General features: G+C 52.1%; 25 protein-coding genes. 9 read left to right on the top strand and 16 right to left on the bottom strand.

Features of this window, described 5'->3' with window-relative positions; genetic code table 11:
- Positions 1 to 220: 220 nt before the first annotated feature.
- Positions 221 to 793: a D-glycero-beta-D-manno-heptose 1,7-bisphosphate 7-phosphatase gene (gene gmhB, locus FEK50_RS05175; RefSeq protein WP_130205052.1), complete on the bottom strand. Its 573-nt coding sequence runs from the start codon at positions 791 to 793 to the stop codon at positions 221 to 223.
- Between the two features lie 187 nt (positions 794 to 980).
- On the opposite strand from gmhB, the gene metN reads away from it, so the two are divergent.
- The 7 genes from metN to FEK50_RS05140 all read left to right on the top strand — a co-directional run bounded on the left by metN (position 981) and on the right by FEK50_RS05140 (position 7,445).
- Positions 981 to 2,012: a methionine ABC transporter ATP-binding protein MetN gene (gene metN / locus FEK50_RS05170; protein ID WP_000593990.1), complete on the top strand. Its 1,032-nt coding sequence runs from the start codon at positions 981 to 983 to the stop codon at positions 2,010 to 2,012.
- The gene (locus FEK50_RS05165; protein ID WP_001294600.1) at positions 2,005 to 2,658 is read left to right on the top strand and encodes a methionine ABC transporter permease MetI; all 654 of its coding nucleotides are present in this window, start codon (positions 2,005 to 2,007) and stop codon (positions 2,656 to 2,658) included. Before metN ends, FEK50_RS05165 begins: the two co-directional genes overlap by 8 nt.
- 39 nt (positions 2,659 to 2,697) lie before the next feature.
- On the top strand, positions 2,698 to 3,513 hold the full coding sequence (metQ, locus tag FEK50_RS05160; protein ID WP_000874224.1) for a methionine ABC transporter substrate-binding lipoprotein MetQ: 816 nt from the start codon (positions 2,698 to 2,700) through the stop codon (positions 3,511 to 3,513).
- Between the two features lie 117 nt (positions 3,514 to 3,630).
- On the top strand, positions 3,631 to 4,035 hold the full coding sequence (gene rcsF / locus FEK50_RS05155; protein WP_001202329.1) for an Rcs stress response system protein RcsF: 405 nt from the start codon (positions 3,631 to 3,633) through the stop codon (positions 4,033 to 4,035).
- Entirely contained in the window at positions 4,032 to 4,739 is a 708-nt protein-coding gene (gene tsaA / locus FEK50_RS05150) for a tRNA (N6-threonylcarbamoyladenosine(37)-N6)-methyltransferase TrmO (RefSeq protein ID WP_130205048.1), read from the top strand. The genes rcsF and tsaA overlap by 4 nt, the downstream gene beginning before the upstream one ends.
- A gap of 110 nt (positions 4,740 to 4,849) precedes the next feature.
- Entirely contained in the window at positions 4,850 to 6,568 is a 1,719-nt protein-coding gene (gene proS / locus FEK50_RS05145) for a proline--tRNA ligase (RefSeq protein WP_001260707.1), read from the top strand.
- Positions 6,569 to 6,620: 52 nt separating this feature from the next.
- Positions 6,621 to 7,445, top strand: a complete 825-nt coding sequence (locus FEK50_RS05140; RefSeq protein ID WP_131161214.1) for a YaeF family permuted papain-like enzyme — start codon at positions 6,621 to 6,623, stop codon at positions 7,443 to 7,445.
- A 154-nt stretch (positions 7,446 to 7,599) separates the two neighbouring features.
- Here the strand turns inward: FEK50_RS05140 and nlpE are convergent, their stop codons facing one another.
- The 3 genes from nlpE to FEK50_RS05125 are packed head-to-tail and all read right to left on the bottom strand — an operon-like array spanning position 7,600 to position 9,288.
- Positions 7,600 to 8,310, bottom strand: a complete 711-nt coding sequence (gene nlpE / locus FEK50_RS05135; protein ID WP_130205044.1) for an envelope stress response activation lipoprotein NlpE — start codon at positions 8,308 to 8,310, stop codon at positions 7,600 to 7,602.
- Positions 8,311 to 8,323: 13 nt separating this feature from the next.
- Positions 8,324 to 8,746: an alternative ribosome rescue aminoacyl-tRNA hydrolase ArfB gene (gene arfB / locus FEK50_RS05130; protein ID WP_130205042.1), complete on the bottom strand. Its 423-nt coding sequence runs from the start codon at positions 8,744 to 8,746 to the stop codon at positions 8,324 to 8,326.
- Complete coding sequence (locus FEK50_RS05125) at positions 8,743 to 9,288, bottom strand: YaeQ family protein (RefSeq protein WP_001185282.1); 546 nt, start codon at positions 9,286 to 9,288, stop codon at positions 8,743 to 8,745. The genes arfB and FEK50_RS05125 overlap by 4 nt, the downstream gene beginning before the upstream one ends.
- Positions 9,289 to 9,453: 165 nt before the next feature.
- On the opposite strand from FEK50_RS05125, the gene FEK50_RS05120 reads away from it, so the two are divergent.
- Positions 9,454 to 9,654 carry a YaeP family protein gene (locus tag FEK50_RS05120; protein ID WP_000417058.1) on the top strand — a complete coding sequence of 67 codons (201 nt, stop codon included), beginning with the start codon at positions 9,454 to 9,456 and terminating at the stop codon, positions 9,652 to 9,654.
- Complete coding sequence (gene rof / locus FEK50_RS05115) at positions 9,641 to 9,901, top strand: Rho-binding antiterminator (RefSeq protein ID WP_021557560.1); 261 nt, start codon at positions 9,641 to 9,643, stop codon at positions 9,899 to 9,901. The genes FEK50_RS05120 and rof overlap by 14 nt, the downstream gene beginning before the upstream one ends.
- Before the next feature lie 52 nt (positions 9,902 to 9,953).
- Here rof and tilS read toward each other — a convergent pair whose 3' ends face one another.
- From tilS to bamA, 12 genes are all read right to left on the bottom strand, one after another.
- The gene (gene tilS, locus FEK50_RS05110) at positions 9,954 to 11,249 is read right to left on the bottom strand and encodes a tRNA lysidine(34) synthetase TilS (protein WP_131161215.1); all 1,296 of its coding nucleotides are present in this window, start codon (positions 11,247 to 11,249) and stop codon (positions 9,954 to 9,956) included.
- Positions 11,250 to 11,313: 64 nt separating this feature from the next.
- On the bottom strand, positions 11,314 to 11,703 hold the full coding sequence (locus FEK50_RS05105) for a VOC family protein (protein WP_130205038.1): 390 nt from the start codon (positions 11,701 to 11,703) through the stop codon (positions 11,314 to 11,316).
- A 164-nt stretch (positions 11,704 to 11,867) separates the two neighbouring features.
- Positions 11,868 to 12,122, bottom strand: coding sequence for a DUF4282 domain-containing protein (locus FEK50_RS05100; protein ID WP_000644312.1), 255 nt, complete (start codon positions 12,120 to 12,122; stop codon positions 11,868 to 11,870).
- A 224-nt stretch (positions 12,123 to 12,346) separates the two neighbouring features.
- On the bottom strand, positions 12,347 to 13,306 hold the full coding sequence (accA, locus tag FEK50_RS05095; protein ID WP_000055746.1) for an acetyl-CoA carboxylase carboxyl transferase subunit alpha: 960 nt from the start codon (positions 13,304 to 13,306) through the stop codon (positions 12,347 to 12,349).
- A gap of 12 nt (positions 13,307 to 13,318) precedes the next feature.
- Positions 13,319 to 16,801 (bottom strand): DNA polymerase III subunit alpha, encoded by a 3,483-nt coding sequence (dnaE, locus tag FEK50_RS05090; protein WP_130205034.1) that lies wholly within the window; start codon positions 16,799 to 16,801, stop codon positions 13,319 to 13,321.
- Between the two features lie 36 nt (positions 16,802 to 16,837).
- A complete protein-coding gene (rnhB, locus tag FEK50_RS05085; protein WP_130205032.1) occupies positions 16,838 to 17,434 on the bottom strand; it encodes a ribonuclease HII in 597 nt (198 codons plus the stop codon).
- Positions 17,431 to 18,579, bottom strand: coding sequence for a lipid-A-disaccharide synthase (lpxB, locus tag FEK50_RS05080; RefSeq protein ID WP_130221597.1), 1,149 nt, complete (start codon positions 18,577 to 18,579; stop codon positions 17,431 to 17,433). The genes rnhB and lpxB overlap by 4 nt, the downstream gene beginning before the upstream one ends.
- Positions 18,579 to 19,367 (bottom strand): acyl-ACP--UDP-N-acetylglucosamine O-acyltransferase, encoded by a 789-nt coding sequence (lpxA, locus tag FEK50_RS05075; RefSeq protein ID WP_000565966.1) that lies wholly within the window; start codon positions 19,365 to 19,367, stop codon positions 18,579 to 18,581. The genes lpxB and lpxA overlap by 1 nt, the downstream gene beginning before the upstream one ends.
- Positions 19,368 to 19,370: 3 nt before the next feature.
- A complete protein-coding gene (gene fabZ / locus FEK50_RS05070; protein ID WP_000210739.1) occupies positions 19,371 to 19,826 on the bottom strand; it encodes a 3-hydroxyacyl-ACP dehydratase FabZ in 456 nt (151 codons plus the stop codon).
- A 104-nt stretch (positions 19,827 to 19,930) separates the two neighbouring features.
- On the bottom strand, positions 19,931 to 20,956 hold the full coding sequence (gene lpxD / locus FEK50_RS05065) for a UDP-3-O-(3-hydroxymyristoyl)glucosamine N-acyltransferase (protein WP_131161216.1): 1,026 nt from the start codon (positions 20,954 to 20,956) through the stop codon (positions 19,931 to 19,933).
- 3 nt (positions 20,957 to 20,959) lie between these two features.
- Positions 20,960 to 21,445: a molecular chaperone Skp gene (gene skp / locus FEK50_RS05060; protein WP_000758958.1), complete on the bottom strand. Its 486-nt coding sequence runs from the start codon at positions 21,443 to 21,445 to the stop codon at positions 20,960 to 20,962.
- A gap of 121 nt (positions 21,446 to 21,566) precedes the next feature.
- Positions 21,567 to 23,999 (bottom strand): outer membrane protein assembly factor BamA, encoded by a 2,433-nt coding sequence (gene bamA / locus FEK50_RS05055; RefSeq protein ID WP_130205028.1) that lies wholly within the window; start codon positions 23,997 to 23,999, stop codon positions 21,567 to 21,569.
- Positions 24,000 to 24,025 lie beyond the last annotated feature (26 nt).

Here is a 24,025-nt window from a genome sequence, read left to right as displayed (position 1 = left end):
TTGCGACGCGGCTTTCAGCTCACTGTCGCGAGGTGGCGTATATTACGCTTTCCTCTTTCAGAGTCAACCCTGAATTTCAGGATTTTTCTCTTCAACCGAACCGGCTGTTTGTGTGAAGTGATTCACATCTGCCGTGTCGATGGAGGCGCATTATAGGGAGTCAGCTCAGGAAGACAAGCGGAAAAATGCATTTTTATTTCAACCGCTCATCTTTTAGTCATTACACCGATTTTTGCTGCTTTTTTATCGCTTGCGGCAGGTCTGCCAGGCTATTTAACACCCAATCCGCCGCCGTTTCTGCTTCAGGGGTAATAGGTTTACCCGTACGCACCAGCACTTTTGTTCCCACGTTCGCCGCAGCCGCTGCCTGCATATCTTCTAATTTATCGCCCACCATATAAGAAGCGGCCATATCAATATGCAAATAATCGCGTGCCGACAAAAGCATCCCCGGATGTGGTTTGCGGCAATCGCAGACCTGGCGAAACTCTTCAACACTGCCCTGCGGATGATGCGGACAATAATAGATGCCATCCAGATCAACATCGCGGTCCGCCAGCGACCAGTCCATCCACTCGGTCAGCGTTTCAAACTGTGCTTCAGTAAATTTACCGCGAGCAATGCCAGACTGGTTAGTTACTACCACCAGCGCGAAGCCCATTTTTTTTAGCTCGCGCATGGCGTCAATAACACCGTCGATAAACTCAAAGTTGTCGATCTCATGGACATAGCCGTGATCGACATTAATGGTGCCATCACGGTCAAGAAAAATTGCGGGTACGCTCTTCGCCACCTTTTATAGCTCCTTAATAAGGCATGTGACGCTAGTATCGCATGTTTCGACCAGCAAGAAAGTGCTCTTCGCATAAACCTGATTGATTTAGACGTCTGGATGCCTTAACATCCATTTCATTGACGGCGTTGCCCGTTCCAGGCATTCGAAATGCCACGACTAACTTAATGACGATAATAAATAATCAATGATAAAACTTTCGAATATCACCAAAGTGTTCCACCAGGGCACCCGCACCATCCAGGCGTTGAACAACGTCAGCCTGCATGTGCCAGCTGGACAAATTTATGGCGTTATCGGTGCCTCAGGCGCGGGTAAGAGTACGCTTATACGTTGTGTAAACCTGCTGGAGCGCCCAACCGAGGGTAGCGTGCTGGTCGATGGCCAGGAGCTGACCACGCTGTCAGAATCTGAGTTGACTAAAGCTCGCCGCCAGATTGGTATGATTTTCCAGCATTTTAACCTGCTCTCTTCGCGTACTGTTTTTGGCAACGTGGCTCTGCCGCTGGAGCTGGACAACACGCCGAAAGACGAGATCAAACGTCGCGTGACGGAATTGCTGTCATTGGTTGGTCTTGGTGATAAACATGATAGCTATCCGTCGAACCTTTCCGGTGGGCAGAAACAGCGTGTGGCGATTGCCCGTGCATTAGCCAGCAATCCCAAAGTATTGCTGTGTGATGAAGCCACCAGCGCGCTGGACCCGGCAACGACACGTTCTATTCTCGAACTGCTGAAAGATATCAACCGCCGTCTGGGTTTGACGATTCTGTTGATCACCCACGAAATGGACGTTGTGAAGCGCATTTGTGATTGCGTGGCGGTCATCAGCAATGGCGAACTGATCGAGCAGGACAAGGTAAGTGAAGTGTTCTCGCATCCGAAAACGCCGCTGGCGCAAAAATTTATTCAGTCGACTCTGCATCTGGATATCCCGGAAGATTACCAGGAACGTCTGCAAGCGGAGCCGTTCACTGACTGCGTGCCTATGCTGCGTCTGGAGTTTACCGGTCAGTCGGTCGATGCCCCACTGCTCTCCGAAACCGCGCGTCGTTTCAACGTTAATAACAACATTATTAGCGCGCAGATGGATTACGCCGGTGGCGTTAAGTTCGGCATCATGCTGACTGAAATGCACGGCACACAACAAGATACGCAAGCCGCCATTGCCTGGCTGCAGGAACACCATGTAAAAGTAGAGGTACTGGGTTATGTCTGAGCCGATGATGTGGCTGCTGGTTCGTGGCGTATGGGAAACGCTGGCAATGACCTTCGTATCCGGTTTTTTTGGGTTTGTGATTGGTCTGCCGGTTGGCGTTCTGCTTTATGTCACGCGTCCGGGGCAAATTATTGCTAACGCGAAGCTGTATCGTACCGTTTCTGCGATTGTGAACATTTTCCGTTCCATCCCGTTCATTATCTTGCTGGTATGGATGATTCCATTTACCCGCGTTATTGTCGGTACATCGATTGGTTTGCAGGCAGCGATTGTTCCGTTAACCGTTGGTGCAGCACCGTTTATTGCCCGTATGGTCGAGAACGCCCTGCTGGAGATCCCAACCGGGTTAATTGAAGCTTCCCGCGCAATGGGTGCCACGCCAATGCAGATCGTCCGTAAAGTGCTGTTACCGGAAGCGTTGCCAGGTCTGGTAAATGCGGCAACTATTACCCTGATTACCCTGGTCGGTTATTCCGCGATGGGTGGTGCAGTCGGTGCCGGTGGGTTGGGTCAGATTGGCTATCAATATGGTTACATCGGCTATAACGCGACTGTCATGAACACGGTACTGGTATTGCTGGTCATTCTGGTTTATTTAATTCAGTTCGCAGGCGACCGCATCGTCCGGGCTGTCACTCGCAAGTAACGTTCAACACAACATAAATAATTGAAGAAGGAATAAGGTATGGCGTTCAAATTCAAAACCTTTGCGGCAGTGGGAGCCCTGATTGGATCACTGGCACTGGTAGGCTGCGGTCAGGATGAAAAAGATCCAAACCACATTAAAGTCGGCGTGATTGTTGGTGCCGAACAACAGGTTGCAGAAGTCGCGCAGAAAGTTGCGAAAGACAAATATGGCCTGGACGTTGAGCTGGTAACCTTCAACGACTATGTTCTGCCAAACGAAGCATTGAGCAAAGGCGATATCGACGCCAACGCCTTCCAGCACAAACCGTATCTTGATCAGCAACTGAAAGATCGTGGCTACAAACTGGTCGCAGTAGGCAACACTTTTGTTTATCCGATTGCTGGTTACTCCAAGAAAATCAAATCACTGGATGAACTGCAGGATGGTTCGCAGGTTGCCGTGCCAAACGACCCAACTAACCTTGGTCGTTCACTGCTGCTGCTGCAAAAAGTGGGCTTGATCAAACTGAAAGATGGCGTTGGCCTGCTGCCGACCGTTCTTGATGTTGTTGAGAACCCCAAAAATCTGAAAATTGTTGAGCTGGAAGCACCGCAGCTGCCTCGCTCTCTGGACGACGCGCAAATCGCTCTGGCAGTTATCAATACCACCTATGCCAGCCAGATTGGCCTGACTCCAGCGAAAGACGGTATCTTTGTCGAAGATAAAGACTCCCCGTACGTAAACCTGATCGTGACGCGTGAAGACAACAAAGACGCCGAGAACGTGAAGAAATTCGTCCAGGCCTATCAGTCTGACGAAGTTTACGAAGCAGCAAACAAAGTGTTTAACGGCGGCGCTGTTAAAGGCTGGTAATTTTTAGGCTGTTTCCACAATTTGTAATATCATTCAGGACGGGCGCTTGCCCGTCTTGTCATTTTTACAAGCTCCTGATTCAATATTGACGTTTTGATCATACATTGAGGAAATACTATGCGTGCTTTACCGATCTGTTTAGTAGCACTCATGCTAAGCGGCTGTTCCATGTTAAGCAGATCCCCTGTCGAACCCGTTCAAAGCACTGCACCCCAGCCGAAAGCGGAGCCAGCAAAACCGAAAGCGCCGCGCGCCACACCGGTCCGAATTTATACCAATGCAGAAGAATTAGTCGGCAAACCGTTCCGCGATCTCGGTGAAGTCAGTGGCGACTCTTGCCAGGCCTCTAATCAGGACTCTCCGCCAAGCATTCCAACCGCGCGTAAGCGGATGCAAATCAACGCCTCTAAAATGAAAGCCAATGCGGTATTACTGCATAGCTGCGAAGTCACCAGCGGTACGCCAGGCTGCTATCGTCAGGCTGTATGTATCGGTTCTGCGCTTAACATTACGGCGAAATGAGCAGTTTCCAGTTCGAGCAAATAGGCGTTATTCGCTCGCCCTATAAAGAAAAATTCGCCGTTCCGCGCCAGCCAGGTCTGGTAAAAAGCGCCAACGGCGAACTGCATCTCATTGCTCCCTACAACCAGGCCGACGCCGTGCGCGGCCTGGAAGCGTTCAGCCATTTATGGATCCTTTTCGTCTTTCATCAAACGATGGAAGGCGGCTGGCGCCCAACTGTGCGTCCGCCTCGTCTTGGTGGTAATGCCAGAATGGGCGTTTTCGCCACACGCTCTACTTTCCGTCCTAATCCGATTGGTATGTCGCTGGTAGAGCTGAAAGAGGTTGTTTGCCATAAAGACAGCGTGATTCTGAAGCTTGGCAGTCTGGATCTGGTCGATGGGACGCCAGTGGTGGATATCAAACCGTATCTCCCCTTTGCCGAATCGCTTCCCGATGCCAGCGCCAGCTATGCGCAAAATGCGCCAGCGGCAGAAATGGCGGTGAGCTTTACCGCAGAGGTCGAAAAGCAGCTTTTGACACTGGAGAAGCGTTATCCGCAGTTAACGCTGTTTATCCGCGAAGTACTGGCGCAGGACCCGCGCCCGGCCTATCGTAAAGGTGAGGAAACGGGCAAAACCTATGCCGTCTGGCTGCATGATTTTAACGTTCGCTGGCGCGTCACCGACGCAGGTTTTGAAGTCTTTGCGCTGGAACCGCGTTAAATTCACGCCCTTCTCTTTTGACATTTCTTTTGCACTGGTAAACTAAATCACTTTTTTTGTCCCAGGCTCGCCTTGAGCCTGTTCTACCTTCCAACTGGAACCGTAACAACATGCGTACTAGCCAATACCTGCTCTCCACTCTCAAGGAGACACCTGCCGACGCCGAGGTGATCAGCCATCAGCTGATGCTGCGCGCCGGGATGATCCGCAAGCTGGCCTCCGGGTTATATACCTGGCTGCCGACCGGCGTGCGCGTTCTGAAAAAAGTCGAAAACATCGTGCGTGAAGAGATGAACAACGCCGGTGCGATCGAGGTGTCGATGCCGGTGGTTCAGCCAGCCGATTTGTGGCAAGAGAGTGGTCGTTGGGAACAGTACGGTCCGGAACTGCTGCGTTTTGTTGACCGTGGCGAGCGTCCGTTCGTACTCGGCCCAACTCATGAAGAAGTTATCACTGACCTGATTCGTAACGAGCTTAGCTCTTACAAACAGCTGCCGCTGAACTTCTATCAGATCCAGACCAAGTTCCGCGATGAAGTGCGTCCGCGTTTCGGCGTCATGCGTTCCCGCGAATTCCTGATGAAAGATGCTTACTCTTTCCATACTTCTCAGGAATCCCTGCAGGAAACCTACGATGCAATGTATGCGGCCTACAGCAAAATCTTCAGCCGCATGGGGCTGGATTTCCGCGCCGTACAGGCCGACACCGGTTCTATCGGCGGTAGCGCCTCTCACGAATTCCAGGTGCTGGCGCAGAGCGGTGAAGACGATGTGGTCTTCTCCGACACCTCTGACTATGCAGCGAACATTGAACTGGCAGAAGCTATCGCGCCGAAAGAACCGCGCGCTGCTGCTACCCAGGAGATGACGCTGGTTGATACGCCGAACGCGAAAACCATCGCGGAACTGGTTGAACAGTTCAATCTGCCGATTGAGAAAACGGTTAAGACTCTGCTGGTTAAAGCGGTTGAAGGCAGTAGCTTCCCGCTGGTTGCGCTGCTGGTGCGCGGTGACCACGAACTGAACGAAGTTAAAGCAGAAAAACTGCCGCAGGTTGCCAGCCCGCTGACTTTTGCGACTGAAGAAGAAATTCGTGCCGTGGTTAAAGCCGGCCCGGGTTCACTGGGTCCGGTAAACATGCCGATTCCGGTAGTGATTGACCGCACCGTTGCGGCGATGAGTGATTTCGCTGCTGGTGCTAACATCGATGGTAAACACTACTTCGGTATCAACTGGGATCGCGATGTCGCTACCCCAGAAATTGCGGATATCCGTAACGTGGTGGCTGGCGATCCAAGCCCGGATGGTCAGGGTACGCTGCTGATCAAACGTGGTATCGAAGTCGGTCACATCTTCCAGCTGGGTACCAAGTACTCCGAAGCACTGAAAGCCTCCGTACAGGGTGAAGATGGCCGTAACCAAATCCTGACAATGGGTTGCTACGGTATCGGGGTAACGCGTGTGGTAGCTGCGGCGATTGAGCAGAACTACGACGAACGCGGCATCGTATGGCCTGACGCTATCGCGCCGTTCCAGGTGGCGATTCTGCCGATGAACATGCACAAATCCTTCCGCGTACAAGAGCTTGCTGAGAAACTGTACAGCGAACTGCGTGCACAAGGTATCGAAGTGCTGCTGGATGACCGCAAAGAGCGTCCGGGCGTGATGTTTGCTGATATGGAACTGATCGGTATTCCGCACACTATTGTGCTGGGCGACCGTAACCTCGACAACGACGATATCGAATATAAATATCGTCGCAACGGCGAGAAACAGTTAATTAAGACTGGTGACATTGTCGATTATCTGGTGAAACAGATTAAAGGCTGATGCCAGAAAGGGTCCTGAATTTCAGGGCCCTTTTTTACATGGATTGTATAAAATGGATAAACTAAAGGCGTACTGCCGCCAGCTTCTCCCCTGCTTTCTTTTACTTTCGGCCTGTACCGTTGATATCAGCCAGCCAGACTCCTCTGCCACAGCGGTAGATGCCGAGGCAAAAACATGGGCAGTTAAATTCCAGCATCAAAGCTCTTTCACCGAACAATCAATAAAAGAAATAACGGAACCAGATCTCAAACCCGGCGATTTGCTTTTCTCCTCAAGTCTGGGGGTAACCTCATTTGGGATCCGCGTTTTCAGCACTTCCTCTGTGAGTCACGTTGCAATCTATCTGGGTGATAATAACGTTGCAGAAGCGACAGGCGCTGGCGTCCAGATTGTTTCCCTTAAAAAAGCGATGAAGCACAGTGATAAGCTTTTCGTTTTACGAGTCCCGGACCTTACCCCGCAGCAAGCCACAGAAATCACCGCGTTCGCCAACAAAATCAAAGATAGCGGGTATAACTATCGCGGCATTGTCGAGTTCATTCCATTTATGGTGACCCGCCAGATGTGCTCACTGAATCCTTTTTCCGAGGATTTTCGCCAACAGTGCGTCAGCGGCCTGGCGAAAGCGCAGTTAAGCAGTGTGGGCGAAGGAGACAAAAAGTCGTGGTTTTGTTCGGAATTTGTCACTGATGCATTTGCCAAATCCGGGCATCCGCTTACGCTGGCGCAGTCAGGTTGGATTAGCCCTGCCGATCTGATGCATATGCGTACTGGTGATGTCTCTGCGTTTAAGCCAGAAACGCAGTTACAGTATGTTGGGCACCTGAAGCCTGGGATTTATATCAAGGCGGGTCGCTTTGTTGGGCTGACCAAGTGATAAAAGCCAGCCTCGTGTGCAAAATGCCGGATGCGGCGTGAACGCCTTATCCGGCCAACAAATCGTGCCAATTCAAAATATTGCATTATATGCTGTAGGCCTGATAAGCGCAGCGCATCAGGCATTTTTTCGTTTGTTTCTGTCTCAAGACGGGTTACAGCCCCAAACTACTGCAATCCTTGTTCGGGTAAAATTTACCCGCCGTATCGGGCGCTAATAATTTGGTCGGCGCACCGGTATCCGGATTAACCTCCAGCGTAAAGTGACCTTCAACTGACAATAACACCGGTTTTTCACTGTTACCACGAGCCGCCAGATAGCCACGCTCCAGCTCTGCGTTATTCGCCACCATAAAACGTTTTCCGGTCGCGCAATCAGTAAAAGTTGCTGCGTCTGCCATATAGAAATACATGCCACGCAGGGTCATCGGCGTCATTGGCATGCTCGATTTTGCCGGTTCCAGCGTGTAGTTGAACTGCGATTCAATCGGATTGCCTTCGCGATCGAGCATCTCCAGCGCATCCCCTTTCGCCCGATAATATGACTTTTCGCCTTTACTGTCGGTTAATACCAGCTTGTCGGCAGTTCGCGCCCATGTACCGTAAGAGGCAAAGGATGAAGGCTCTTCACGAGCGCCAAGATAGCGTTCGTTCATCACCCAGGTTCCATCTTTTTCGAGGAACAGAGAGGTTTCGATCCCTTCGCAATCGGCACACGGCAGCACGCCGCGCCAACTTTGCGGCATCGGTTTCAGTTCGGCAGCCTGCGCCGGAGAAAGCGTATCGACTTCGGCCCGATTGTTACATCCCATCAGAGTAAAGAGGCTGATTACAGCCATCGCTGTCACTATCGCTTTTCTCACCATCCATTCCTTCTTTTTACTCCCGACCGCTGCGCACTTTGCCGCGCATCGCCTTCACGCTTGATTTTTGTGCCTTCGATGCCAGCCTGCGCTCTTTTGATGCGCGGGTGGGCCGCGTGGGTCGTCGGGCTTTTTGTTCTGTTGTTAATTCTTTAATCACTGCCACCAACCGGGCCAGCGCCGCTTCGCGGTTGAGCTCCTGACTACGGTATTCCTGCGCCTTAATGACAATCACGCCATCGCTGCTGATTAAATGATGGCTGGCGGCGAGCAGGCGCTCTTTGTAATACTCTGGCAGGCTGGACGCCCGAATGTCAAAACGCAGATGAATGGCCGTTGAGGTCTTATTGACATGCTGCCCACCCGCGCCCTGTGCACGAATAGCAGTGATCTCAAGCTCGTCATCGGGGATAGCAACATGTCGGGAAATCACAATCATGAAGGTTGTTGCCAGGCGGTTAAGTTCACTTCCAGATTATTCTTATCATCCGATAACCAGATCACGCCATCCTGAATCGTTGCCTGCAGCGTCATGGTACGATCGGCAAAGGCACTCACTTTCGCCAGCTGCTCGTCGTCCAGATACCAGACGGAAAGATTGGCAAACTGCGCACATTTGCTCTGATTTTGCTGCCACCAGATTTGCGCCGCCCGACTATTATAGGCAAACAGCGCCACTTCTGCGGCCTGGGTGCAGGCTTTCTTAATCCGTCGCTCATCCGGCAGCCCCAGTTCAATCCACAAATCAATGCCCAGGTGATCGTTACGCAGCCACGCTTCCGGCTCATCATCGGCACACAAACCTCGGGTAAATTGCAGACGTTCATCAGCATATTTCAGCCACGCCAGCAGGCGCAGCATCATGCGCTCCTGGGTTTCTGAAGGATGGCGCGCCAGCGTCAGAGAGGCATCGAGAAACTGGTTGCGGTCGAGATCGGCCACATTAACCGTCGCTTTATAAATTGTCGCTTTAAGCGCCATAAGAAAACTCCTTTCGAATCAGGAGGCCATTGTAACGGAATACGTGCAGTTGCGGCGCTGATATTGCAGAAATGAGTGTGGTATAGTCACCTTGCGAAACAGAGTTTATCTTCGTAGGCTTAGACTTGCATCCACGGTTAAGTCAGAGTGCTGACAGGAGGGCATGTGGAAAAATATTGTGAGTTAATACGCAAGCGGTACGCGGAAATCGCCAGCGGAGACTTAGGATACGTTCCGGACGCGCTGGGCTGCGTTTTGAAAGTGCTGAATGAAATGGCTGCCGACGACGCCCTTTCTGAGGCTGTCAGGGAAAAAGCAGCATACGCTGCGGCAAACTTACTGGTGAGCGATTATGTCAATGAATGATACGTATCAACCAATCAATTGTGATGATTACGATAATCTTGAGCTCGCCTGCCAGCATCATTTAATGCTGACACTTGAGCTGAAAGATGGCGAAAAATTGCAGGCGAAGGCCAGCGATTTAGTCTCCCGCAAAAATGTGGAGTATCTGGTCGTCGAGGCCGCTGGCGAAATCCGCGAGCTACGTCTGGATAAAATTACCAGCTTTAGCCACCCGGAAATCGGTACGGTGGTAGTGAGCGAGTCCTGATTGACTTTCGCCGGATGCGACGTTTGATGCGTCTTATCCGGCTTTCATTTAGCTAAGCGTTTCTCTGCCAGAAAAAACTTACGCCCTTCTCACCTTCAGCCACACCTTCTTGCGTCACAAATACCCCTGCCGCCGCAATCAGCGTTTCGCCATAAAACAGCAGCGGCGTGGTGTCACGCAGCCACGGCGGTACGCCCAGCTCTTGCCAGATTTTCTTTAGCTTACGCCCGCCGTTGCGCCCGACAATATGTAGCAATCCTGGCGCTTTAAAACGCACGCTGACCGCTTCGTCTGCACGTGGAGGGCGAATTTCCCCGCCCGCAGTAAGCTGCACGCAGCCTAGCCCCGCCGGTAATTCCAGCGGCTGTTGCCACGCCTGCCACGGTACAATGGTTTCGCTTTGCCCGGCGACGGATTTAATCCACCACAATTGCGACTGATAGCGGCGGATTTCAAACGCGCCAAAACGTAAACAGGGGGAAGCATCTTCCCGCGCCAGCGCCACTTCCTGCCAGATCCGCACCAGCGCGTCGCGGGAAGGCATTGGGGCATTCAGCCCTGCCAGCCAGCGGCGGATGATCGCGGCGCGACGGGCATCACTCATCGCCAGCATTGGCGCAATCTGCAGCGTCCTTTGCGGCGTTTGGCAGTGAGCTAAATCATCCGCCAGCAGTTCATCCAGCAGGCTCTCTTGTTCGGCGCAAAGTGCGGCACTTCGGGCCGTCGCTTCGGCAAAATGTGGCCAACGCTGCTGCAATAACGGCACCACGCGCAGGCGCAGGAAGTTACGATCATAGGAATCGTCCTGATTACTTTCGTCTTCAATCCAGCGTAAACCATGCGCCAATGCCCACTGCGCCAGTTCTCCCCGCGTACGGGCGAGCAACGGACGGATAAGCCGCGTTCCGGCAAACTCCGAGACTTCCCCCATAGCCGAAAGCCCGGCGGGGCCGCTTCCGCGTTTTAGCGCCAGCAGAAAGGTTTCACATTGATCGTCAAGATGTTGCGCTGTGACCAGCACTTCGCCAGGTAACAAGGTGCGGGCAAATGCCTGATAACGCGCCTGCCGCGCCTGGGCCTCAATGCCTAACCCCTCTTGCGCAAGCTGCACACGCTCGACCACCAGCGGCACCTGCCACTGCTGGCAGATGTTTTCGCAATGCGTAACCCAGGCATCAGCATTGGCACTTAACCCATGATGCACATGGATAGCGCGCAAAGCGACGCCCGGATTTTCCGCCCGCCACTGCACCAGTTGATGCAGCAGAACGGTAGAGTCAAGCCCGCCGCTAAAGGCCGCCAGAATCTGGCGTGAGGTGAGAAATTGTGTATTCAGTGTGAGTGTCATGATAGCGCGATTTTACAGTAGCGATGCCCGGCACGTTACCGGGCAAATGCAGTAATGACAAGCCTTACTGCTCATACAGTTCCAGCGGCAGTCCGTCAGGGTCGTTAAAGAACGTGAAGCGTTTTTGCGTGTATGGATCGACACGTATCGCTTCACATTTCACGTTATTGCTTTCCAGGTGCGCCACTGCCGTATCGATATCATCAACGCTAAAAGCCAGATGGCGCAGGCCGCAGGCTTCCGGTCGACTGGGTCGTTGCGGCGGAAACGGAAATGAGAAAAGCTCAATCACGTACTGCCCGTTAAGTGCCAAATCCCCTTTCCACGAATCTCGCGCTTCACGATAGACTTCGCTTTGCAACGTGAAGCCGAGAATGTCGCAGTAAAAAGCTTTGCTCACCGCATAATCCGTCGCAATAATCGCAATATGGTGAACCTGTTTTAACCCCAACATAGAATCTCCTGCATTGATATGATACGCACGTGCATCGCTATATATTGATAATACGCACAAATTACAGGAAAGATGAATCAGACATTTACACTGACTTTAAAACAACATCTCAAACGCCTGTAATAGCGGTTGAGATGCGGTTTGGTGAAGCGCTTTGCGGGAGATTACTCTGCGCTATTCTTGCTAACACTCTCGGCAATGCGGCGCAAATATTCGTTATTCTTAAACGCTATCATAATTAATTCGAAAGTCATACGACAGCTTATAAGACCAATGACGGTATAAGCTACCCCTAAGATAATGTTTCCGCTAAATATGGAGAAGACGCCGCCTATCAGTGTCAGCACCATAGCCAGCCAGTAAAAAAACACCAGAACACGCGGCATAAGAAGATGATCAAATCCTAAAATTGCTTTCATATTTTATCCTTAAAAATTCTATAAGATTGATAAATTTATATTATTTTTGACCACTGTGTATATTGGTATATGCCTCCGAAATCGGAGTTATCAACAGGAGTTCAAGAATTTTATGGCAGGAGAAAACGAAAGTAAGATTATCTAAATGTAATTTATAATATGACTAAATAAACTACATAGAAAAAAAGGCCACCGAAGTGACCCTTTTTCAGAACTTTTGCGAATTACGCGTAGCCGTAGCTCATCAGGCGCTGATAACGACGATTTTTTAAATCTTCAGTGCTTAACACGTCGAGATCGGCCAGATCCGCCAGCAGTTGCGCTTTCAAAGACGCCGCCATCGCTTCCGGGTTACGGTGAGCGCCGCCCAGCGGTTCCGGGATGATGGAGTCGATCAGTTTCAGTTCTTTCAAACGCGGAGCGATGATACCCATCGCTTCAGCCGCCAGCGGCGCTTTGTCGGCGCTCTTCCACAGAATGGACGCACAACCTTCCGGCGAGATAACGGAATAGGTGCTGTATTGCAGCATATTCACTTTATCGCCCACGCCAATCGCCAGCGCGCCGCCAGAACCACCTTCACCGATAACGGTACAAATAGTCGGTACACTAAGGCGAGACATTTCACGCAGGTTGCGCGCGATGGCTTCAGACTGACCGCGTTCTTCTGCGCCCACGCCCGGATAAGCTCCAGGAGTGTCGATAAAGGTGATGATTGGCATCTTAAAGCGTTCAGCCATTTGCATCAGACGCAGAGCTTTGCGGTAACCTTCTGGTGCTGGCATACCAAAGTTACGGCGAATTTTTTCTTTGGTTTCACGACCTTTCTGATGACCAATGATCATCACCGGACGACCGTCAAGACGTGCGATACCACCGACGATAGCTTTGTCATCTGCATACGCACGATCACCAGCCAGTTCGTCAAATTCATCAAATGCCAGGCGAACGTAATCCAGGGTATAAGGGCGCTGTGGATGGCGTGCCAGTTGGGCAATCTGCCATGCGCCGAGATCGGCGAAGATTTTACGTGTCAGTTCTACGCTTTTTTCACGCAGACGATGCACTTCTTCATCGATGTTAATATCCAGTTTCTCGTCCTGACGGCTAACCGCAGTCAGAGAATCGATTTTCGCTTCCAGCTCTGCAATCGGCTGTTCAAAATCAAGGAAATTCAGACTCATAGTATTCCTGTATTAGTCAAACTCCAGTTCCACCTGCTCCGAACCAATGAGGCCACGGAGATCGTTTAACAAACGATCGCTCGGAGAGACACGCCACGTCGCGCCAAAACGCAACCGCGCGCGTGCATCCGCCCTCTGATAGTAGAGATGTACTGGAATTGTCCCAGAGCGGTGGGGTTCCAGAGACTGACGGAGTCGGTTTAAAAGCTGGTCATCAATTTGCCTGTCCGTCAGCGAGATAGCAAGCCCGCGAGCATATTTTTCCCGGGCTTCGTCAATATCCATCACTTCGCGAGCGGTCATTTTAAGCCCACCGCTGAAGTCATCAAAGCTGACCTGTCCGCTGACGATAAGTATGCGGTCTTTTTCCAGCAATTGCTGGTATTTATCCAGGGCGTCTGTAAACAACATCACTTCCAGGCGCCCGGAACGGTCATCCAGCGTGCAGATACCGATACGATTGCCGCGCTTGGTGACCATAACCCGCGCGGCAACAACGAGCCCCGCAGCCGTGGTGACTTTACCACGTTCTGTCGGGTGCATGTCTTTCAGCCTTACGCCTCCGACATAACGCTCAATCTCTTTTAAATACTGATTGATGGGGTGGCCCGTCAGGTACAGCCCCAACGTTTCACGTTCCCCATCTAACACCACCTGCTCCGGCCACGGCTGGCAGCTGGCGTAGGATTGTTCAATTTGTTCCGGCTCTTCGGCCAGCACGCCGAACATATCGGCCTGACCGATGGCTTCCGCTTTCGCGTGTTGATCTGCCGCTTTTAACGCATCGCCCAGCGAGTTCATCAGCGCCGCGCGGTGTGGACCCAGACGGTCAAACGCCCCGGACATGATCAGTTTTTCCAGCACTCGCCGGTTTAACTTTTTGGTGTCGGTACGAGCGCAGAGATCAAACAGTTCGCGGAAATAGCCGCCTTTATTTCGGGCTTCGATGATGGCCTCAATCGGACCTTCACCTACCCCTTTGATCGCGCCAATACCATACACGATTTCGCCGTCGTCGTTGACGTGGAAATGGTAAAGACCGGAGTTTATATCTGGTGGCAGGATTTTCAGCCCCATCCGCCAGCACTCATCCACCAGGCCCACCACCTTCTCGGTATTATCCATATCGGCGGTCATTACCGCCGCCATAAACTCCGCCGGATAGTGCGCTTTCAGCCATAACGTTTGATATGACACCAAAGCATAGGCCGCAGAGTGCGATTTGTTAAATCCGTAACCGGCGAATTTTTCCACCAGATCGAAGATTTTCATCGCCAGTTCGGCGTTGATCCCGTTCTTTTCTGCACCTTCAGCAAATACAGAACGCTGCTTAGCCATCTCTTCCGGCTTTTTCTTACCCATCGCACGACGCAGCATATCCGCGCCACCGAGGGTATAACCAGAAAGCACCTGGGCAATCTGCATGACCTGTTCCTGATACAGGATGATGCCGTAGGTTGGCTCCAGTACCGGTTTCAGGCTTTCATGCTGCCACTGCACGTCCGGGTAGGAAATCTCTTCGCGACCATGTTTACGGTCGATAAAGTTATCCACCATCCCTGATTGCAACGGGCCGGGGCGGAACAGTGCCACCAGTGCGATCATATCTTCGAAGCAGTCAGGTTGCAGACGCTTGATCAGGTCCTTCATGCCGCGCGATTCAAGCTGGAATACCGCCGTGGTTTCCGAGCGTTGCAGCATGTCGAAGCTTTTCTTATCATCCAGCGGGATCGCGGCGATATCCAGCGGCGGCTCGCCATTCTTCGCTCGCCGCTTGTTGATCATCTCCAGCGCCCAGTTGATGATGGTGAGCGTACGCAGGCCGAGGAAGTCGAACTTCACCAGCCCGGCGTATTCAACGTCGCTTTTATCAAACTGGGTGACCGGATGTTTGCCCTCTTCATCGCAATAAAGTGGCGCAAAATCAGTAATTTTTGTCGGCGCGATAACCACCCCACCGGCGTGCTTACCGGCGTTACGGGTGACCCCTTCCAGTTTGCGCGCCATGTCGATCAGCGCCTTAACTTCTTCATCCGCTTCGTAGATTTCCGGCAGCTGTGGCTCAGCTTCAAACGCTTTTGCCAGCGTCATCCCCGGATCGGGCGGGATCAGTTTCGAGATACGGTCGACAAAGCCGTACGGATGCCCCAGCACGCGGCCTACGTCGCGGATCACCGCTTTCGCCGCCATCGTACCGAAGGTGATGATCTGCGATACCGCATCACGACCGTACATGTCTGCCACGTGTTCGATCACCTGATCGCGTTTCTCCATACAGAAGTCAACGTCAAAGTCAGGCATGGAGACACGTTCCGGGTTAAGGAAACGTTCGAACAGCAGGTCAAATTCCAGCGGATCGAGGTCGGTGATTTTCAGCGCGTAGGCCACCAGTGACCCTGCACCGGATCCACGGCCCGGCCCTACCGGTACGCCGTTATCTTTCGACCACTGGATAAATTCCATAACGATGAGGAAGTAGCCCGGGAAGCCCATCTGGTTGATAACCTGAAGTTCAGTCTCCAGACGCTCGTCATATTCCGGGCGGCGCTTAACACGTTCTTCTTCATCAGGGAATAAAAATGCCAGACGCTCTTCCAGCCCCTCTTTTGCACGCTTGACCAGATAATCTTCAGTACTCATGTCCCCGGTCGGGAACTGCGGCAGGAAGTATTCACCAAGACGCACAGTCACGTTACAACGTTTGGCGATCTCAACGGTGTTGGCAAGGGCTTCGGGGATGTCTGCAAACAGCTCGCACATCTCCTCTTCGCTACGCATATATTGCTGCGGCGAATAGTTACGCGGGCGTTTAGGATCGTCGAGGGTAAAGCCGTCGTGGATCGCGACGCGGATTTCGTGTGCATCAAAGTCGCTGCTGTCGATAAAGCGCACGTCGTTGGTCGCCACGACGGGCAAACCGCGCGCTTCCGCCAGTTCCACCGCCGCGTGCAAATAGCTTTCTTCGTCCGGTCTGCCAGTGCGAATCAGTTCGAGAAAATAGCGATCCGGGAAGTGTTCTTCATAAAACGCGACACACTCGTCCACCAGTGCGCTGTTACCACGCAAAAGACTGCGTCCGACGTCGCCCATGCGCCCGCCGGAAAGAAGGATCAACCCTTCGTTTAATTCGATAAGCCAGTCGCGATCGATGATCGGTCCGGCGGCACCGTAACCGCGCTGATACGCTTTTGAGATCAGCAACGTCAGATTCTGATAGCCGGTATTGTTCGCCGCCAGCACAGTCAGGTGGGTTAACTCATCACCCAATAAGTCGCACTGGACATTAAAATCCGCCCCGACGATGGGCTTAATCCCTGCGCCATGTCCCGCTCCGTAGAACTTCACCAGACCGCAAAGGTTGGTGAAATCGGTGATCGCCAGCGCAGGCATACCCAACGCCGCTGCCTTTTTTACCAGCGGCGCGGTTTTGGCCAGGCCATCGATCATCGAGTAGTCGCTGTGCACCCGCAGGTGTACGAAACGTGGTTCAGACATCTTCAGATTCCGGTTTACTTAATCTCGACACAAGAATCAGGACGCAAGTCCCAGTGCGCGTTTGACAGGCCCAAAGCTGCGACGATGATGTTCAGTCGCGCCATATTCAGCCAGTTTTTCCAGATGAAAAGCGGTTGGATACCCTTTGTGTTGGGCAAAGCCATATTGTGGATAAACGATGTCCAGCGCCGCCATTTCAGCGTCGCGCGTCACTTTCGCCAGGATAGACGCAGCACTGATTTCCGGTACGCGGCTATCGCCTTTAACTACAGCCATCGACGGCATCGGTAATTTCGGGCAGCGGTTACCATCAACCAACACATATTCCGGCGCAATATGCAGCCCAGCGACGGCACGCTGCATCGCCAGCATGGTCGCGTGTAAAATATTCAGTTCGTCGATTTCATGAGGTTCCGCACGGCCCAGGCTCCAGCTTAACGCTTTCTCTTTGATCTCTTCACAGAGCGCAAGACGACGTTTTTCACTTAGCTTTTTGGAATCATTCAACCCGACAATCGGGCGCGCCGGATCGAGGATCACGGCAGCGGTAACGACCGCGCCAACCAACGGCCCGCGCCCAACTTCATCCACACCTGCAACCAGATTCGTGTGCGGATAGACAAATTCGATCATTGTGCTAACTCCAGAACGGCTTGTGCCGCCTGCTCATCGGCATTGCAGCGGATCTGCTGATGCAACTCGCGGAAGGTGTCGTGCATCGCGTGGCTGGTTTTCCCGTTCGCCAACAGCGGTAACAGCGACTCAGCCAGTTTTTGCGGCTCACACTCTTCCTGCAATAATTCTTTAACTAACTCTCTGCCCGCCAGCAGGTTTGGCAGCGAGACATAATCGGTTTTCACCAGCCGCTTCGCCAACCAGAAGGTGAAAGGCTTCATGCGATACCCCACCACCATCGGGCATTTCGCCAGCATGCACTCCAGTGCAGCCGTACCCGATGCCAATAGCGCCGCATCGCTGGCGACCATCGCCTCACGGCCCATTCCATCCAGCATATGAACCGACAGGTCTGGCGCGACTTCAGCTTTGATGCGTTCAAACTGCTCACGGCGTTTGGCATTTACCAGCGGCACCACGATCTCCAGATCAGGGTACGTCTGGCGCAAAAGCTGGGCAGTTTTCAGGAAATCGGCGCTAAGCATCTCAACTTCCGCGCCACGACTTCCCGGCAACAATGCCAGACAGTGGGCATCGTGAGGGATCCCCAGCACATCACGCGCGGCGTTTTTATCTGGATCTAACGGCATGGCATCAGCCATGGTGTGACCGATAAAACGGCACGGCACGTTATATTTGTCATAAAACGCTTTTTCGAAAGGCAGAAATGCGAGCACCAGATCGGTGGCTCTGCCTATTTTGAAAACGCGTTTCTGTCGCCACGCCCAGACAGACGGACTGACATAATGAATGGTTTTGATACCCTGCTTTTTAAGGTTACCTTCAAGGGTAATATTGAAGTCAGGCGCATCAATACCGACAAAAACATCTGGCTTCAGTTCGCCAAAACGCTTTGTCAGATCGGCACGAATATGCAGTAAGCGACGCAGACGCCCGAGCACTTCAACAATGCCCATCACCGCCAGCTCTTCCATTTCGTACCAGGCTTCGCAACCTTCGGCTTGCATTCGTGGCCCGGCAACACCAACAAAGCGGGCATTGGGCACACGTTCTTTCAGAGCACGGATTAAACCGGCCCCCAGGATATCGCCGGAGGTTTCTCCGGCGACCAGGGCAATCGTTAATGGACGCTGTTCAGTCATTAACGAATCAGACCGCGCGTTGAGCGTGCAAAGAAATCGGTAAACGCTTTCACTTCCGGATATGTTTCCGCCAGTTCAGCAATTTCCGGTTTCACTTCATCGAGCGTTTTACCGCTGCGATAAATCAGCTTATACGCATTGCGGATAGCGGTAATCGCCTCACGGCTGAATCCGCGGCGCTTCAGCCCTTCGATATTGACACCGAACGGTGTTGCATGGTTACCCTGCGCAATGACATAAGGAGGGACGTCCTGCGCCACACCAGAGCAACCGCCTACCATCACGTGCGCACCAATGATGCAGAACTGATGGACTGCGGTCATGCCGCCGATGATCGCGAAGTCGTCTACCGATACGTGACCCGCCAGCGTTGCGTTGTTGGCGAGAATGCAGCGGTTACCTACCGTACAATCGTGCGCAATGTGCGCGTTGATCATCAGTAAGTTGTCGCTGCCCACCTTCGTCAATCCACCGCCCTGGACCGTGCCACGATGAATGGTGACGCTTTCGCGAATGCGGTTACGATCGCCGATTTCCACGCGGGTCGGTTCGCCAGCATATTTCAGATCCTGGTTAACTTCACCGATGGAGGCGAACTGATAAATCTCATTGTCGCGGCCAATTTTAGTATGACCATTCACGACAACGTGAGATTTCAGTACGGTACCCTCACCAATTTCGACATGGGGTCCAACGATACAAAAAGGACCAATGTGGGCGTTAGCGCCAATCGACGCGCCCTCTTCCACAATGGCAGTTGGATGCACAAAGGCGGATTTATCAATCACGTATCAGGCCTCCCGGCTACGAGCACACATCATCGTTGCTTCGCAAACTACTTTACCGTCGACCAGAGCAACCCCTTTAAAACGGGTCAGGCCGCGGCGCGTTTTTTCGAAAGTGACTTCCATGATCATTTGATCGCCTGGCACGACCGGGCGCTTGAAGCGCGCTTCGTCAATACCGGCGAAGTAGTACAGCTCACCCGGTTCCAGTTTTCCTACGCTTTTAAACGCCAGAATACCTGTTGCCTGTGCCATAGCTTCCAGAATCAGCACACCCGGGAAAATCGGTTTTCCAGGGAAATGGCCCTGGAAGAATGGCTCATTGACAGAGACATTTTTTACTGCGCGCAGAAAACGACCTTCTTCAAAATCCAGCACGCGATCCACCAGTAAGAACGGGAAACGGTGCGGCAGAAGTTCTAAAATCTCTTCAATCTGCAGAGTATGAGTGTTAGTAGTCAAGATACTCTTCCTGTCAAAATATAAGAAACGACAATAATAACACGGCCTGCCGCAATCGTAAGAATGAGACAGGCCGTAAAGTTTGGCGAACAAAAGATGGAACGTTAGTCTTGTTGATTAACCTTGCGCTCAAGCGACTTCAGACGCTTGCTCATGTCATCAATGTTCATCACCAGTGCAGCGGTTTTGCGCCAGACTTTGTTGGGTTGCAGCGGAATGCCTGAGGAATAGACGCCTGGTTCAGTGATGGGACGCATCACCATACCCATGCCCGTAACCGTCACTTTATCGCATATTTCCATATGCCCGTTGATTACGCTGGCACCGCCGATCATGCAGTAACGACCAATTTTCAGGCTGCCCGCCATAATGACGCCACCGGCAACCGCTGTATTGTCGCCAATCACGACGTTATGTGCAATCTGGCACTGGTTATCAATGATCACGCCATTGCCAATAACGGTGTCGTCCAGCGCACCGCGATCGATGGTGGTACATGCGCCGATCTCCACGCGATCGCCAATAATTACGCGACCAATCTGCGGGATCTTCACCCAGTTACCACGATCGTTGGCATAGCCAAAGCCGTCTGCGCCTACCACAGTTCCGGATTGGATCAGGCAATTCTGACCAATCTGGATCTCATGGTAAATCGTCACGTTCGCCCAAAGACGCGAACCTGCACCGATTTTGCTGTTTTTACCAACGAAGCAACCGGCGCCGATAACCACGTTATCGCCCAGTTCAACGCCGGACTCAATCACCGCGTTAGCGCCAATTGATACGTTGTTACCCAGCTTCGCCGTCGCGTCGATCACTGCACTCGGTGCAATGTTTTGCGCGGGCTGTGGCGTGGTATCTAAAATTTGCGCCATGCGCGCGTAAGTCAGGTAGGGATTCTTCACTACCAGCGCGGCACTTTTCGCGAAAGGGAGATCGTCCTGAGTCATGACAACCGCGGACGCCTGGCACAAGCCTAAATATTCACGGTATTTAGGGTTAACCATGAACGTGATGTGACCTGTTTGTGCAGATTGCATGGACGCAACGCCGGTGATGACGATATCGCCATCACCGTGTAGTTCTGCATCCAACTGCTGCGCTAAATCAGCCAGTCGAATTGAAGGCATTACTTATTTAACCTGTTTCAGTACGTCAGCAGTGATGTCTTTTACATCGCTGCTGTTGTAAGCAACGGCGTTTGCGTCAACAACCAGATCGATGCTCTGGCTGCTGGCAACGGATTTCACAGCAGTCTGGATACGAGTAACCAGTTTACCGCGTTCTTCGTTGGAACGACGTGCACGATCCTGCTCAAAAGCCTGCGCTTTCTGAGCAAAAGTCTGGCGCTGAGCCATCACGTCTTTTTCCAGCTTAGTGCGATCGCTGCCGGCTTTCATGGACTGCAGCTTTTTCATTTTAGCTTGCAGATCAGTTTCCATACGCTGCAGTTCGCTGGCACGGCCTTTGAACTCATTTTCCAGCGTGTTAGAAACACCGGTTTTCTGTGCTACCTGCTGAAACAGGCTGCCCATATTGACGATTGCAATTTTGTCAGCCGCCTGAGCAGAAGTTGCCAGTGCTAAACCGAGACCTGCCGCTAATAACCACTTTTTCACAATAAACTCCTTACCATCCCATTTGCACCGGAAGGTGCAGTTCTTTGCGTGGCCCGGCGATCTTATCGAGATCGCCTAAAGTCATCGCTACACTACCACTACATTCCTTTGTGGAGAACACTTACCAGGTTTTACCAATGTTAAACTGGAACTGTTCAGCCTTGTCTCCATCGTACTTTTTGAACGGCTGGGCGTAGGAGAACACCAACGGCCCCAATGGGGACATCCATTGTAATGCGATACCCGCAGACATACGGATATTGCTTGGATCACTATAGTCCGGATATCCAGAGTACTGACTTGAATCCCAGTTAGTATCCCAAACGGTACCCATATCCCAGAAGAAGGAGGTACGGACCGAGTTGGCATACTTATCGCTAATGAACGGCGTCGGAGTGATGAGTTCCAGGCTGGCAACCGCCATAGCGTTCCCCCCGATTGCATCATCCGATTTACACAGGTCGGTTGCACCGTCCTGAGTTGCACATTCATAATCGTAGTCCGGATTATAATCACTGGCCTGATGCGGGAAGTAAACCGCTTTCGGACCGATGGTATTGGACTGGAAGCCACGCACGGTGCTGGAACCACCTGCATAGAAGTTTTCATAGAACGGCATTTCTTTGCCGCCTAAACCATCACCGTAGCCCCAACGAGTACGACCCAGAACAACCCATTTGTGATCGTCGTCGATCGGCACATAGGTCGCCGTGTCTAACGTCACTTTATAGTATTCGTTATCCGATCCCGGAATGGTCACTTTACCGGTCAGGTTGACACGGGAACCATCCGTCGGGAAGTAACCACGGTCGAGCTTGTTATAGGTCCAACCATAGTTAAACGTGAAGTCGTCCGTTTTGAAGCTGTTATCCTGATCAGAGGTGTTTGGATGCTCACCCATAGAGTAGAGATAACGCCACATCGCAACCTGCGGCTGCATGTTGGACAGGGAGTTATGGACATAACCCAAACCCGCACGTAGCGAGTTATATTCGTTGATCGGGAAGCCCAACGTCACGTCTGTACCATAACTCTTGTTGGTATAGTCGGACAGGTCAGCGTCATCTGCCTGGAAGTCATTATAGAAGACACGACCGCCAAGGCTTACACCATCTACAGTGAAGTACGGGTTGGTTACCGACAATTCAGCATAGGTCTGGTAATCGTTTTTGGTCCCGTTGATACCAACAGCATAACCGGTACCTAACCAGTTATCCTGCTGCACGCCAGCCTGGAAGCTCACACCACTTTCAGTACCGTAACCGATACCAAAGTTGAAGCTACCGGTGTTGCGCTCTTTTACCTTGTAGACCACGTCAACCTGGTCCGGGCTACCCGGAACACGTTGGGTATCGGTATCAACCGTTTCAAAGAAGCCCAGACGATTCAGACGTTCTTTACCCTGATCGACCAGATCGCTGCCTAACCAGGCACCTTCCATCTGGCGCATTTCGCGGCGCAGGACGGCATCTTTCGAGGTGTCGTTACCTTCAAAACGGATCTTACGTACGTAGAAACGGTTACCCGCATCAACGTTCACACGTAATTTAACGGTTTTGTCGGCGTCGTTGATTTCAGGCATCGACTGCACGCGCGGATAGGCATAACCGTAGCGACCGAGAAGTTTTTTAATGTCATCTTCCATTTTGGTCACTTTGGTGCCGTTATACAGCTCACCCGGCTCGATCTTAGTCAACTGTTCGATTTCCGCAGAGTGCCCGGCAAGGTTACCGCTCACTTCAACGCCAGAGAGTTTGTACTGATCGCCTTCGGTGATGTTTACCGTGACGTAGATACCTTTTTTATCTGGAGTCAGACTGACCTGAGTAGAGTCGATGTTGAAACGGGCATAACCGCGATCCAGATAGTAGCTGCGCAGGGTTTCAAGGTCGCCCGCCAGTTTCTGTTTCTGGTATTTACGATCGCCTACCACGTTCCACCACGGCACTTCGTCACGCAGCTGGAAATGAGAGATCAGTTCGTCGGTGGTGAAAGCATGGTTACCAACAATGTTGATTTGCTGGATTTCAGCTGACACACCTTCCTGGAACACCAGTTTTAGGTCAACACGGTTACGCGGCAGTGGGGTCACGACAGCTTTTACGCTGGCGCTGTATTTACCGACGCTGTAGTAGAAGTCTTCCAAACCTTTCTCGATATCGGCAATGGTGGTGCGATCGAGGGATTCCCCCACTCGCACGCCAGAAGCCTCGAGGTTTTGCTTCAGCATGTCATCTTTCACCGATTTGTTACCGGAGAAAGTGATGCTGGCAATGGTCGGACGTTCTTTTACCTGAACCAGAAGGGTATCACCATCACGAAGGACGCGAACATCCTCAAAGTTGCCGGTAGCAAACAGAGCGCGAATGGTATTACTGATATCTTCATCATTAACCGTGTCGCCTGTGCGCACCGGCATACTGAGGAGGGCCGCACCAACGGCGACACGCTGAAGGCCTTCGAAATGAATGTCTTTCACTACGAACCCTTCAGCACCGTATACGGTGGCGCTGCTAAACAGCAGCGACGCTATGAGCAACTTTTTCATCGCCATCGTTATTATGCGTTCTTCCTAACTAA

It is taken from the genome of Escherichia sp. E2586, from assembly GCF_005781105.1.
Classification (GTDB): Bacteria; Pseudomonadota; Gammaproteobacteria; order Enterobacterales; family Enterobacteriaceae; genus Escherichia.
Note: the sequence above shows the minus strand (reverse complement) of the source record. Positions and strands in the feature narration are given on the sequence as shown.